We start from the raw sequence: 13,894 nt of genomic DNA, 5'->3' as shown, positions 1-13,894 counted from the left end.
TTATTTGAAACGGATATTCAAGCCTACGCTCAACTGGGTAGCCGAAGGATAGGCGCTGTTTGTATCTACACCCGGAGTCAGTCCGTTGATGGCAACGGCTGAGGGATCGTTACCGGAATAACCGGTCAGCGTAAACAGATTCTTAGCTGTCAGATAAACTCTCATACCTTTGATGAACTTGTTTTCTTTCGGGGTGATGGTATATCCCAGAGTCAGGTTATCCAGCTTAAAATAATCACCCTTTTCGAGGAAGAAGGAAGAGATAACACCGCCACCGGTTGTAATATCCGCATCTTTTCCATAAGCATCGCGCAGCACATTGTCCGTACCGCAACCTTTCAGACCCATTCCGTAACGACGCATATTGAAGATTTCAAAACCGAAAGCACCATTGAACATCAGGCTCAGGTCGAAGTTCTTATAACGGAGCGTATTACTCCAGGAAAGATAAGAGGTCGGCGTACCATTACCTATATGGCGTTTGTACTTCACATCTGCCTTGGATACAGGAACTTTTTCGCCTTCATCGGTATAAATCATCATATCGCCATTCTCTACACCGGCATACTCGTAGCCATAGAACTGGCCGATCTTGCTGCCTTCTTCCACGCGGAAGAAGTATTCGCTCGTACCTACACCCGGTTTCTGATACAGTTCCACATAAGAAGCTTTGTACAGGCTGTTGGAGAGTTTATCCAGTTTCGTAGTGCCGTAAGAGTAGTTGACACCCGTTGTCCATTCTACGGGAGTTCCTTTGAAAGCGTCGCCTTCCAGAGAAACTTCGATACCACGATTCACGGTGGTTCCTACGTTTACCAGAATCGTAGAGTAGATGTAGGGAGGCTGTGGAGCCGTATAGTTATAAAGCAAGTCGCGTGACTGGCGGTCGAACCATTCAACAGAACCGCGCAATCTGTTCCACAAGGCAAAGTCAACACCGATATTCATACTGACACTCTTTTCCCAGCCCAGCTTGGAGTTGGCATTCACTGAAGGAGCATAACCTGTTACCCAGGCACCGTCCATCAGATAGGTATCCGTAACATTCAGCTGGGCATTTTTATGAGAGCCGTAAGTGGCCAGTGACTGGTAGCAATCGAAGTCCGAACGACCTGTTACACCATAGGAAACACGGGGCTTCAAACTCTGAACGATGTTTTGGTGGTCTTTCAGGAAGCCCATATTCGCCATTTCCCAGGCAAGGGAAAGGGACGGGAAAGCACCCCATTTATGATCCGCACCGAATTTCGTAGAACCTTCGTAACGGATGGAGGCGGAAGCAATCAACAGATTCTTCCAATTATAGTTGATACGTCCGAAGACACCGATCAGTTTGGCAAGAGATTTACCGGTACCCATGCTTGCTTTTCCTTTGGCAAGGTAAGAACCGCTTCCAAGATTATTCCAGAGAATATCATCGAAATTGAAATCACTGTTTCCGGCTTGCAGGCGCTCCCAGGTGGTTTGCTCATAGTTGTAACCTACCATTGCCTTGAAGTTGTGGTCACCCAGATCCAACGAGTAGTTACCTAACCACTCCAGGCGGGAAGTGTACCACTTCTGGTAAGTCACTTCTGCACGTCCGTTATAGCCGTTCCAGTAAGATTCACCGGCAGTGGAAGGGGTATAATAGTGCTGTTTCAGATCGTTATAGTGCAAAGAGTAGCTCAATGAAGTATTCAGCATTTGCTTTTCCGAACGGATCAGGTTGACTTTTACCTCAGCAGTACCCAGCAGGTAAACACGCTGGCCGTTATTGTCGATTTCTTTCAGTTCCTGCACCGGGTTGCGTGCTCCGGTAGGAGAAGTAGGCTGGAAGTAAGTTCCGTCCTCGTTATACAAAGGCATGGTAGGGTTCATGCTCAGGGCAGTATCGAACATACCGTCGTTACCCCACACTTCATTCACGCGACGGGCGTTGAGTGAACCGTTCAGTTCTACGATTCCATCCATCATACGCTGGTTCAGGACGAAGCGTCCACCGAATTCTTCACGGCTGCTGTTCAGATCGAGGCCGGTTGCTTTCTTATAATTGAAAGAAGCGCCATAGTATCCGTTCTTAGTACTGCCGTCGATAGAAAGATATTGGTTGTTATCATAAGAGAAATCACGCAGCAAGAGGTCATACCAATCAGTAGAATACCCATAATCCGTTGCACGACGGGAACGACGGAATTCGTCTGCGTTCAAGATATCCGGACCGCTCTTTGCCAGGTTCACACCGAACCAGCTGTCGTAAGTCACCTGGGCACGTCCGGCTTCTCCGGCTCCCTTACGTGTGGTAATCAGAATCACACCATTGGCACCGCGTGTTCCGTAGATGGCAGCGGAAGCGGCATCTTTCAGTACGGTCATCGACTCAATGTCCTGTGCTGCCAGGTTGCGGATATCGCCACCTGCCACACCGTCAATTACCACTAACGGGTCATTGGATGCCGAAATAGATGTTGCACCGCGAATCTGAAGGGAAGAGCTTGCATTCGGATTGGCTGACGCCGTATTGTTTACGGTCAAACCGGCAACTTTACCGGTCAGCATCTCCATCGGATTGTTCATGGAACCTTGCAGGAACTTCGATCTGTCTACCTGCACAATGGAACTGGAAAGTTCTTTCTTGCTCAATGAGCCGTAGCCCACTACTACAACTTCATCCAATGCCTGAGCATCTTCTGACAATACCACATTGATTTCTTTACGTCCACTACAGGGGATCTCTTGTGTTTTGTAGCCAATAAAGGAGAAAACAAGGACGGAAGAAGGCTTCACGCCGGACAAAGTGTAATTACCGTCAATATCGGTAATGATACCATTAGTTGTACCTTTCACGGTTACGTTAGCACCAATTACAGTTTCGCCCGTGGTATCCGTTACTTTTCCTTTCACGGTTAAATCCTGGGCAAAGGATGCCACTGCAAAAAGTAATCCGGTCATGAGAAGGAGAGACCGGCACAAACATAACTTTGTTCTTTTTACATTCATACTATTAGTTTTTAGATTAGCAATCATTCTGTTCACCTCCACAGGTTGAGGCGACAGTGCAAATGTCTGTAAAAAGAAGGGGGAAAGAAAAGAGGACTAAAGAAAATCTAGATTAGTAAAAGGGTCAAAATATTATATATCAGCGAGATAGAGCAAACAAAGGGCGTTAAAAAACTAAATGAAAACAAAGAAAGCAGAATAGAAAAAACGGGATTTTGGGTTCATTTCTGACGGGTTATGAACTAAATGATAAATAATATTTTAGACGCGGATGACACGGATGACGCGGATCTTTTTTATAGCGCAGCCTTTTAAATCCGCGTTATCCGTGTCATCCGCGTCTAAAAAATAATATACCGAATGGCGCTAATCATTTATCACTAAACACTAATCACTTTTGTTCTTTTCTATACCATATAGCTCACTAACCAGCAAAAGACCCAATCTTCATCACCTCTTCTTCAAAATTATCACGGCAAAGAGAACGATTCTTCAATTTGGAACGATAAGTATAAATAGTAGTAATGGAATAACGCAGGAACCCTGCAATCTTAGCACTGTCCGTAATGCCCAAACGAATCAGGGCGAATATACGAAGTTCCGTTGTCAGCCGTTCATCCTGTTTAGGAATAATTCTTTCTTCTTCCGGCAACAACTCATTAAAGCGTTTCACAAAATCAGGGAAAATACTAAGGAACGAATTATCGAAGTTCTGATAGAATTCTTTCAGCTCTTCATCGATGAAACGGGACGATTTCAACGTTTTGTAGAGTTCTTCCACCTTTCCCGAAGCAGCTTGTTTGTTAAGCATCCGGCGGTATCCCTCCAACTTGTCAATGTATGTGGAACACAATCCCATAAACCGACCGACGTACTCCTCTTTAATATGATTAGCCTCCGTCAGCGAATCATTCGTTTCGTGCTGTCTCTGATTTACTTCGGTTAATCTTTCATTCAGAAGTTTCAGCTCTTCATTCACAGTCAGCAAATCCTGCCGCGCACGGGCCAGTTTCTTCACCTGACGAATTACATACCAGACCGCACATGCCAGAAACAGCGTCAGTAAACTGGTAACGACCAGAAATATCTGCAACACTTGCTGATGTTTCTGTTTTTCCACTTGATAGGCATGGTCTATGACGGGAAGCATCCTTGAAGCCTGCACATTCCGGAGACGGGCATTGTAGAAATTGGCATCTTCCATACTGCGTTTCATATAAACATCCGCCCGTTGCAATTGCCCCTCTTCATATAACAATTCCGCCAATGCACGCAAGGAATTATTCTCTTTCACCACACCACGAATATCGGCAATTGCACTCTTTATCAAGTACTCTTTTTGCTTTTCCCTCTGTCCTGTACTCTGATAGATAAAGGCAAGAATAGAGGTCACCACTGCATAATCCCGTGTATCCGGTGAAAGCTTCCGATGATAAACTTCTAACATTTCAATGGCTTCCTCGCCTCTTCCTTGTTGAAGAAGTTCGGGAGTATAAGCTATGACATACTGATAAGATCCCTCTTCTACCATCTGCAATACAGAGTCACGGTAGGTATACAGGTTATTCAGATATTCAATCTGATATTCATCGTCCATCGCATACTCTGCATGATAGAGATAAATATCCTCAAAAGTGATGTAATATTCAATGAGTTGTTCTCTGGAGAGTAGTTTGCTGTCTATAGACTTCAATAATGCCACGCCTTCCGCATACAGACCCGTTTTTCCCAAGATGCTTGCTTTCTTCAGTTTGGCTTCATTCAGCCAGTCTTGATTATTATTCTGAAGGGCAATCTCAATATTGCGATTGATGTAGTATCTTGCAGAATCGCAAATATACGCTTCATATTCATCAAAAAGTTGTTGATTGATATGGTATTCCTCGGAAGGAGAAGTACTCTTACGAGTCCGGAAATATTCTTTAATCTGATCAATGCGTTTCAGCCTGGCCTGCTCATATTGAGCGGTATTCTCAATTGTCCTGTCCAGCACTACCAGTAAAGAATCTATTTTCTCCTGCGCTTGCAGAAGGCAACAGAACAGCAAAGAGATTACAAAAAGCAGGTACCGGTCTTTCATGCTTACAAACGTTTACTAACAGGACAAAGATATAAAATCCTGCTATAATAACCATCTTACCAGTTCGTTTTTAATAAATCGCCCCTACAGTTAACCATGAAGCTTATTAACTTGTAGGGACGAAGGCCTTTCATCCGACTCTCTCGAGCCGGAAAGAAAGACCTATTAACTTCTTAGTTTATACTATAGGAACGTACTTTTCCAAAGTAAAGTAACAGTTACTTCAGGGCTTGCTTAATAAGCTCCTTGACTTCTTCTGCCGAAGGATATTTCTTGGAATTCCACTCTTTGTCAGCTTCTTCTGCAATCTCATATACCGAATCGCAATGCTCCGACATCAAGAGATAAAGTTTCTTCTCCAATTCCTCGCCTGATTCTGTAGTAACCACATAGTAAACCTCAGCATACTTGCAATCTTTACCATCATAATGGCAACCATTCTTTCGCTCAAGGTGTCCCCATTGATATTTCTCACCTTTATTCAGTCGGGCACTTACATAATCGGCTGTTGCTGACTTAATTTTATACTGGTCACTTCCTGGAAGATAGCAGGAAGTAAAAGCAATAAGCGTGAAACACGCTATAGCTGAAAATCTTTTTAATGTACGCTTCATGATCATTTTATTTATTGGTTCTGGAAGCGAAGTTAGGCATAAAGAATCAACCTATCGCTCTATATCAATGAATAAAAAGTCTATATAGACAGTACATAATACACTGATTATCAAAGACAATAAGTCAAGAATGTCTATATCTATTTTTTAGGGATTTATACATTACTAATTATCCGTTTTCTTAGACAGAAAACTTAATATGAAGCAGGCAAGATAGCATCAATATAGATACAAAATAAAAGGGACGCTGCATCTCGCGGCGCCCCATCTATCTTAGTTAGTTTTTATAAGAATTGAGAGAATTGAAACTTCACAGCCTCAATTTGTTGTTTTAATAAAGCACACTAACTATATTTATGTTTAAAGCAAATGAAAATGTTATTTTTAAAAGCAAATGAAAACGTTACTTTTTCAGTTCCACCTTCTTGTCTACTCGTTGCAGACTATCCAGAATCTGTTGTTCATGGGTAATCGTCACGTCTCCCGAGAGAGCTACCGAAGGTGCGGTAATTTGTTTGCCTATTGTATCGGCTGCGGCCACTTCTTTTATATCACTATAGAATGAATGTTGCATCACATTCCCTAATGAAAGTACCACTGCCACTACTGCGGCGGCCTTGAACAATGGAACGAAACGCGCGGTAAGCGTCAGGCGTTTTGCCTTCACCACCGGAGTCTCCACTTCTGCAAGCACACGGGCGTCGAAATCTGCTCCCAACCCCACTTCCTGTTGCAGTTGCTGATATACGAACAAGTCTTTGTAGCGAAGCAAATGCTCCGGAACGTCGCTTCCGTTAAAGAAAGCACGCAACTGTGCTTCTTCCTCAAGGGAAGTCTCACACTGCCAGTAGCGTTCTAAAAGTTGTTCTATATATTTACAGTCCATAACCATCTATATCTAAATACCGTTGTTTCACTTTTTGCCTCGCCCTGAAGAGGTTCACTTTTACCTGTTCCTCCGTCAAATGCAGGACGACCGCGATTTCTTTATAACTCTTACCCTCTATATCCCGAAGCTGCATGATCAGCCTTTGTTTATCGGGAAGTTCATTGACCAGACGATGGATAAGTGTCATTTGCTCTTTATCCACCAAGTGATCGTAAGGGTTGGATGCTCCGGAGGCCTGTTCCATTTCAGGTGTCAGTCCCACGGTCTGAGCGTCTTTTCTTTCGCTACGGTCTATGGCCAGGTTCTTTGCCACTGTCAGGCAATAAGCCTCAATAGAACCGAATTGCGTCCACTCATCACGTTTGTTCCAGACTCTTATCAGTGTTTCCTGCACAATGTCTTCTGCCTCTGCTCTGTCGAAAGTAATCCGGAGAGCCAACCGAAAGAGTTTGTCTTTCAGAGGGAGAATGTCATTCCGAAAACTGATTTCTTGCATCTCTATTAATAATGACGGTTAAGTATATGGAAAGTTACAGTTGCTCACTACTTTTTTTGAATTATTTTTTAATGCGGGTTCCGCTATTCTCGTTAATTGCTGACGCTAAGGTAATTACCACTTCAGTTACTCCCGCATTCAAAGCTTCAAAAGAATTCTCCAGCTTGGGTATCATACCTCCTTGAATAACACCGTCCGCTACGTATTGTTCGAATTCGGCAGGAGTGATCTGAGGTATCACGCTATCGTCATCGTTCTCGTCACGAAGCACACCCTTCTTCTCAAAGCAGAATACCAATGTCACATCGAACAAAGCAGCAAGGGCTTTTGCAGTCTCTCCTGCAATAGTATCGGCATTTGTATTCAGCAGATTGCCCGCACCATCGTGCGTCAGCGGAGCCATTACGGGAACTACTCCTTTATAGATCAAATCACCCAAAAACTCTGCATTCACTTGCTTTACATCACCCACAAAGCCATAGTCAACGTCTTTCACCGGGCGTTTTACGGAACGGATTACATCCATATCCGCACCAGTCAATCCCAATGCATTGGCACCACGCGCCTGAAGTCCGGCTACAATATTCTTGTTTACCAGTCCGCCATACACCATCGTCACTACTTTCAGTGTTTCGGCATCCGTGATACGACGCCCGTTTACCATCTGGCTTTCAATGCCCAGTTGGGCAGCCAATTTTGTGGCCGAACGGCCACCTCCGTGTACCAAGACTTTGTAGCCCTCGATAGCTGCAAAGTCATCCAACAACTTATGGAGGGTAGCTTCTTCCTCCACGATTTTGCCACCCACCTTTATTACTGTTAGTTTTTCTCTCATATTCTTATTCCAAATAGGTATATCCGTACAGACCGGAACGATAATTGGAAAGGAACTCTTTACCTTCTTCCAATGAAATACGTCCTTCTTTTACTGATTGAGTCACCCAAGTCTCCAGTGTACGCACCAGCTTCTTAGGGCTATATTGAACATAGTCAAGCACTTCCGCCACAGTTTCACCATCAATCACTTGTTCGATGGTATATCCTTTCTCATTAACAGATACATGCACAGCATTCGTATCACCGAAAAGATTGTGCATATCACCCAGAATTTCCTGATAAGCACCTACCAGGAACACACCCATATAATAAGGTTCCTTACTCTTTAAAGAATGAGTGGGCAGATAGTGTGCCACATTCTTAGTCGAGATAAAGTTAGCTATCTTTCCATCCGAGTCACAAGTGATGTCCTGTAAGGTTGCCGCACGGTCGGGACGTTCGTCCAGACGCTGGATAGGCATAATCGGGAATATCTGGTCGATAGCCCAAGAGTCCGGCAGAGACTGGAAGAGCGAGAAGTTACAGAAATATTTATCCGCCAACAGTTTCGGCAGTCCGCGAAGTTCATCGGGAGCATGCTTCAACCCGCCTGCAATCTGGTTCACCTCACGCATAACGGACCAGTAAAGGCGCTCAATCTGTGCACGTGTTTTCAAATCCACGATTCCATGACTGAACAAGTCGAGCGCTTCTTCACGGATTTGCTGTGCATCGTGCCAGGCTTCCAACATCTTATTCTGATTCAACGTGTCCCAGATACCATAAAGTTCCTGCACCAATTCATGGTCTTCCTCAGTTACTTCTTCATCATCGTCCCATTCGGGCAAAGTGGTGGTTTCCAAGACTTCAAAAATAAGTACGGAATGATGGGCAGTTAGTGCACGTCCGCTTTCCGTAATAATATTGGGATGGGGAATATCATTTTTATCACTGGCATCTACTAAAGTGGAAATAGAGTCATTCACATATTCCTGAATGGAATAATTGACGCTACTTTCGCTGCTGGACGAGCGTGTTCCATCGTAATCTACGCCCAAACCTCCACCGATATCAACGAATTCTACCTTGAATCCCATAGAGTGAAGTTGCACATAAAATTGAGATGCTTCGCGCAAGGCTGTCTTAATGCGACGGATCTTTGTCACCTGGCTACCAATATGGAAATGTATCAATTTCAGACAATCTTTCAGCCCTTTTGATTCCAAAAAGTCAAGTGCTTCAAGCAATTCACTGGAACTAAGTCCGAACTTGCTTGCATCTCCTCCTGAATCTTCCCATTTGCCACTTCCTGAAGAAGCCAGCTTGATACGAATACCAATATTAGGCATAACATTCAACTGCTTCGCCATCTTGGCTATCAGCTTTAGCTCGTTCATTTTTTCTACTACAAGAAAAATGCGTTTACCCATCTTCTGGGCAAGCAAAGCCAACTCTATATAGCTCTCATCTTTGTAACCGTTGCAGATAATCAACGAGTCAGAATCTGAGTTAATCGCAATCACAGCATGAAGTTCAGGCTTCGACCCGGCTTCCAACCCGAGATTGAATTTCTTTCCATGGCTGATAATCTCCTCTACCACAGGGCGCATCTGATTAACCTTGATAGGATAGATGATAAAGTTCTGCGCTTTATAGCCGTATTCCTCAGCGGCCTGTCTAAAACACGAAGAAGTCTTCTCAATCCGATTGTCCAGAATATCGGGAAAACGTATCAGCATAGGAGCCGCCACGTCTCGCAATTGCAATTCATCCACCAATTCTTTCAAATCGACGCCGACACCATTTTTACGAGGTGTTACCACTACATGACCTTTGTCATTGATACCAAAGTACGAAGTGCCCCAACCTGTAATGTTGTAAAGCTCTTCTGAATCTTCAATACGCCATTTTCTCATTTTTTGTAACTCAGATGTTTGTTGTTTGATTTTAATAGGGCGACAAAAATACGATAATTCTCGATATTTATTGCGTTTTCCACCTAAAATTGCACATTTACAAGCGGTTAAATGCTCAGCAAGTTACGTAACTGCTGCACAGAATCCGCTATTTGCCGGCGGCTTTCCAATTGTCCGGCATCGAAACGATACCTTGCCTTACCATAGTGCAGCGCACGTTTTTCCAAGGCTTCTATAATGAAAGTCCGCAGTTCTTCGTCTGTTTTTCCTTGCAAGATGGGACGTTGCTGCGTAGCCACTCGCAAGCGGCGGAACAAAACGTCAGGATGAACATCCAGAAAAACGGTCTGCCCATGCTCGTTCATATACTCCATGTTATCGAAGAAGCAAGGAGTACCGCCTCCGGTCGAGATAATGACGTTTTCAAACTCAGCCACTTCATGCAGCATGGTTCGCTCCAGTTCACGAAAAGAGGCCTCTCCCCGCTCGGTGAACAATTCACGTATGGATTTGTGAAGACGTTCTTCGATATACCAGTCCAGATCGATGAACGGTATATTCAGTTCGCGGGCAAAAGCCTTTCCTAAAGTTGTTTTACCGGCTCCCATGTAGCCGGTTAAGAAAATACGTATCATAAGCGCTTACCTTTGCGTACAAAGGTAAGCAATTCTATTCTGAGAGATTTACTATCAGATAAAAATTTTAATGCGTTCGCTCAAATCATCAAATTCTTTCACGCCCGGTTCGGCAACAGGAGTACCGAAAGGCATCTGTGCAATCAACTGCCAAGTTTCGGGAAGGTGCCACGTGCTGCGTACATCTTCGTCAATCAACGGATTATAGTGTTGCAGTGAAGCACCCAGGCCTTTATCTTCGAGCATGGTCCAGATGGCCAGCTGATGCATGGCAGAAGTATGTTGCGACCACTTCGGGAAATTCTCATGATAAGTAGGGAATTGTTTTTGCAGCCCTTCTACAATGGAACGGTCTTCAAAAAAGAGTATCGTGCCATATCCGCAAGAGAACGAGGTATCGATCTTCTTCTCCGACTGGCGATATTGTTCCTCGGACAGGCGCTCTTCCAACTGATCCTTCACGATTCTCCATAATTTCTGATGTTCGTCCCCCAGCAACAACACAATACGTGTAGTCTGCGAGTTGAATGCCGAAGGCACATGCTTTACTGCTGTACGGATGATGTGTACAATTTCCTCGTCCTGAACCGGAGAGTCGTTACTGATAGAATAATAACTGCGCCGATGCTCCAATGCTTCGGCAAATGTCCGTTCTCTGACCATATTTAATCCTTTCTTTTCGTAATTATCATTTTTGTCTTATATAATGAAACAAGTGAAAGAGTGAAGTTGTTCGAAGTTGTAGAATATATTTGTACCTTTGCACCCAATTATGAGTAAAGAGAAGTTTTACGTTGTATGGTCAGGCGTCAATCCGGGTATTTATACTTCCTGGACGGACTGTCAGTTGCAAACCAAAGGCTACGAAGGAGCGAAATACAAGTCGTTCGAGACGCGCGAAGAAGCGGAAAAAGCCTTTGAATCTTCTCCGTATGAGTATATCAAACGATCCTCTCCGGCCGCTCCCGCCCAAAAGAAAGATGCGAATACTCCTCTTCCCTCATCTGTCGTAGAGAATAGCCTTGCCGTAGACGCTGCCTGTAGCGGTAATCCCGGAGCTATGGAATATCGCGGTGTACACGTAGCCAGCCGACAAGAAATATTCCATTTCGGCCCGGTATATGGCACAAACAACATCGGTGAGTTTCTTGCTATCGTCCACGGACTTGCCCTGTTGAAACAGAAAGGCTTCGATATGCCCATCTACAGCGACAGCGTGAATGCCATCAACTGGATAAAGCAGAAGAAATGTAAAACAAAGCTACCCCGTGAACCCAAGACAGAAGAACTTTTCAAACTAATAGAACGCGCTGAGAAGTGGTTACGCGAAAATACGTATACTACCAAAATCATGAAGTGGGAAACTAAACAGTGGGGAGAAATACCTGCTGATTTCGGAAGAAAATAAGCCTTCCATTCTCTTTTCCTCTGTTTATTAAAGTCTACAAAACAAGCACTGATACCCGTTTCCGGTAGTGGGAACGAGCATATCCCAAGCATTCTGGATTTATTTATCCTCTGTGCTGACAAAATCGAAAAAAAATTATTAGCCTCTTAAGTTCAGAGTTTCCTATTTAAGACAGAGACTGCATATCATTCAACCGTTTATAATATCCGTCTTTCTCCAGCAACTCCTCATGCTTACCTCTTTCCACGATTTCTCCTTCATAAAGCACACAAATTTCATCTGCATTCTTAATCGTAGAAAGACGGTGGGCAATAGCAATTGTGGTACGCGTTTTCATCAGACGTTCCAAAGCCTCCTGTACCAGACGTTCAGATTCCGTATCAAGAGCAGAAGTAGCTTCATCAAGAATAAGGATAGGCGGATTCTTCAGGATGGCACGGGCTATGCTGACACGTTGGCGTTGTCCTCCGGAAAGTTTACCGCCACGGTCACCGATGCTTGTATCGTATCCGTGTTCTGTCTCCATAATGAAGTCGTGAGCATTTGCAATCTTTGCTGCCTCAATAACCTGCTCCATGGTAGCATTCTCTACGCCGAAAGCTATATTGTTGAAGAATGTATCATTAAACAGGATAGCCTCCTGATTTACATTCCCTATCAAACCACGCAAATCATGGATTCGGAAATCCTTAATGTTAACGCCATCAATACTGATTTCACCGAAGTGTATATCGTGATAACGTGGCAATAAATCAACTAAGGTAGACTTGCCTGAACCAGACTGACCTACCAATGCAATAGTCTGTCCCTTAGGCACAACCAAATTAATATGTTTCAGAACCTCCCTCTTTCCATCATAGCTGAAAGAAACATCTTTAAACTCAATCTCATGATTCATTCCATGCAAAGGTTTCGGGTTTACAGGTTCTTTAATAGGATTCTCTGCTTTCAGAATCTTGTCCACACGCTCCATAGAAGCCAAACCTTTCGGGATGTTATATCCTGCTTTCGCAAATTCTTTCAACGGATTGATGATACTATAAAGGATAACCATGTAGAAGATGAATGTAGGAGCTTCCAGCGAAGAGTGATCATTACCCAAAATTAATATACCACCAAACCACAGTACCAATACAATAAGAAGTGTTCCCAAGAACTCACTCATCGGGTGGGCCAAAGCCTGACGGATAGCTACCTTATTAGTCGCATCACGCAACTCATTACTGCACTTAGTAAAACGGTCCACCATTTTATCTTCAGCAATGAAGGCTTTAATGATTCGTAAACCGCCCAGAGTCTCTTCCAACTGCGACATCGTATCACTCCATTTACTCTGAGCTTCCAAAGACTGACGTTTCAGTTTTTTGCCGACTTTACCCATCAGCCACCCCATTCCGGGAAGCACCACTACAGTAAACAAAGTCAGCTGCCAACTGGTGATAATAAGTGTCGAGAAATAAAGTAGAATCAGAATAGGATTCTTCAGCAACAGATCCAGCGAACTGGTAATAGAGTTTTCAATCTCACCTACGTCACCACTCATGCGTGCAATAATATCTCCTTTCCGCTCCTGCGAGAAAAAACCAAGCGGCAAATGCATTACTTTGGAATAAACCATGATACGGATATCGCGAACAACTCCTGTACGCAAAGGAATCATGATGGCGGAAGAACCGAAGTAGCAAGAAGTTTTCAACATAGTCATAAAGGCTAGGAAAAGCCCCATAAACAGAAGCGTCATCGTTGGTCCGTGCGTTTCAATCAATCGGGTGACAAAGTAATAGAAGTTATTGATCGCCACATCTTTCAAGCTGTCACTTCCCCACTCCATATAGTGGTAAACCTGTGAGCCATCACCTGTCTTAAACAGAATATTCAGAATTGGAATCAATAGAGTAAACGAAAAGACGTTGAAAACAGCCGATAAAACATTGAGCAAAACCGCCCATCCTATATACTTCTTATAAGGCGACACAAAACGTCGCATCAGTTGCAGAAATTCCCTCATTGCTTGGTATTAATGAATTAGGGGCACAAAGATACAAGAAATATCTTTAAGAA

General features: G+C 43.8%; 11 protein-coding genes. 1 reads left to right on the top strand and 10 read right to left on the bottom strand.

Annotated features, from left to right (window positions below):
• The 9 genes from DW036_RS00730 to DW036_RS00690 form a co-directional block, all read right to left on the bottom strand.
• Complete coding sequence (locus tag DW036_RS00730) at window positions 1-2,979, bottom strand: SusC/RagA family TonB-linked outer membrane protein (RefSeq protein WP_118460524.1); 2,979 nt, start codon at window positions 2,977-2,979, stop codon at window positions 1-3.
• Between the two features lie 424 nt (window positions 2,980-3,403).
• A complete protein-coding gene (locus tag DW036_RS00725) occupies window positions 3,404-5,059 on the bottom strand; it encodes a DUF6377 domain-containing protein (protein ID WP_118460522.1) in 1,656 nt (551 codons plus the stop codon).
• Window positions 5,060-5,277: 218 nt separating this feature from the next.
• On the bottom strand, window positions 5,278-5,673 hold the full coding sequence (locus DW036_RS00720) for a hypothetical protein (RefSeq protein ID WP_022392291.1): 396 nt from the start codon (window positions 5,671-5,673) through the stop codon (window positions 5,278-5,280).
• Between the two features lie 403 nt (window positions 5,674-6,076).
• Window positions 6,077-6,559, bottom strand: coding sequence for a hypothetical protein (locus DW036_RS00715; RefSeq protein ID WP_118460520.1), 483 nt, complete (start codon window positions 6,557-6,559; stop codon window positions 6,077-6,079).
• Window positions 6,549-7,058, bottom strand: a complete 510-nt coding sequence (locus tag DW036_RS00710) for an RNA polymerase sigma factor (protein ID WP_118460518.1) — start codon at window positions 7,056-7,058, stop codon at window positions 6,549-6,551. Before DW036_RS00710 ends, DW036_RS00715 begins: the two co-directional genes overlap by 11 nt.
• A gap of 61 nt (window positions 7,059-7,119) precedes the next feature.
• Entirely contained in the window at window positions 7,120-7,893 is a 774-nt protein-coding gene (argB, locus tag DW036_RS00705) for an acetylglutamate kinase (RefSeq protein WP_118460516.1), read from the bottom strand.
• A gap of 4 nt (window positions 7,894-7,897) precedes the next feature.
• Window positions 7,898-9,790 carry a biosynthetic arginine decarboxylase gene (gene speA / locus DW036_RS00700; protein WP_118460515.1) on the bottom strand — a complete coding sequence of 631 codons (1,893 nt, stop codon included), beginning with the start codon at window positions 9,788-9,790 and terminating at the stop codon, window positions 7,898-7,900.
• Between the two features lie 107 nt (window positions 9,791-9,897).
• Window positions 9,898-10,425 (bottom strand): shikimate kinase, encoded by a 528-nt coding sequence (locus tag DW036_RS00695; protein WP_118460513.1) that lies wholly within the window; start codon window positions 10,423-10,425, stop codon window positions 9,898-9,900.
• A gap of 54 nt (window positions 10,426-10,479) precedes the next feature.
• Window positions 10,480-11,088 (bottom strand): nitroreductase family protein, encoded by a 609-nt coding sequence (locus DW036_RS00690; RefSeq protein ID WP_118460511.1) that lies wholly within the window; start codon window positions 11,086-11,088, stop codon window positions 10,480-10,482.
• A 109-nt stretch (window positions 11,089-11,197) separates the two neighbouring features.
• Between DW036_RS00690 and DW036_RS00685 the strand changes: the two genes are divergently transcribed.
• A complete protein-coding gene (locus DW036_RS00685) occupies window positions 11,198-11,833 on the top strand; it encodes a viroplasmin family protein (RefSeq protein ID WP_118460509.1) in 636 nt (211 codons plus the stop codon).
• 166 nt (window positions 11,834-11,999) lie between these two features.
• On the opposite strand, the gene DW036_RS00680 is transcribed toward DW036_RS00685, so the two are convergent.
• Window positions 12,000-13,841 (bottom strand): ABC transporter ATP-binding protein, encoded by a 1,842-nt coding sequence (locus tag DW036_RS00680; protein WP_118460507.1) that lies wholly within the window; start codon window positions 13,839-13,841, stop codon window positions 12,000-12,002.
• Between the last annotated feature and the right edge of the window lie 53 nt (window positions 13,842-13,894).

The organism is Bacteroides sp. AF39-11AC (genome assembly GCF_003474285.1).
Taxonomy (GTDB): domain Bacteria; phylum Bacteroidota; class Bacteroidia; order Bacteroidales; family Bacteroidaceae; genus Bacteroides.
The sequence above is the reverse complement of the archived record's forward strand: the minus strand, read 5'-3'. Positions and strand labels throughout refer to the sequence as shown.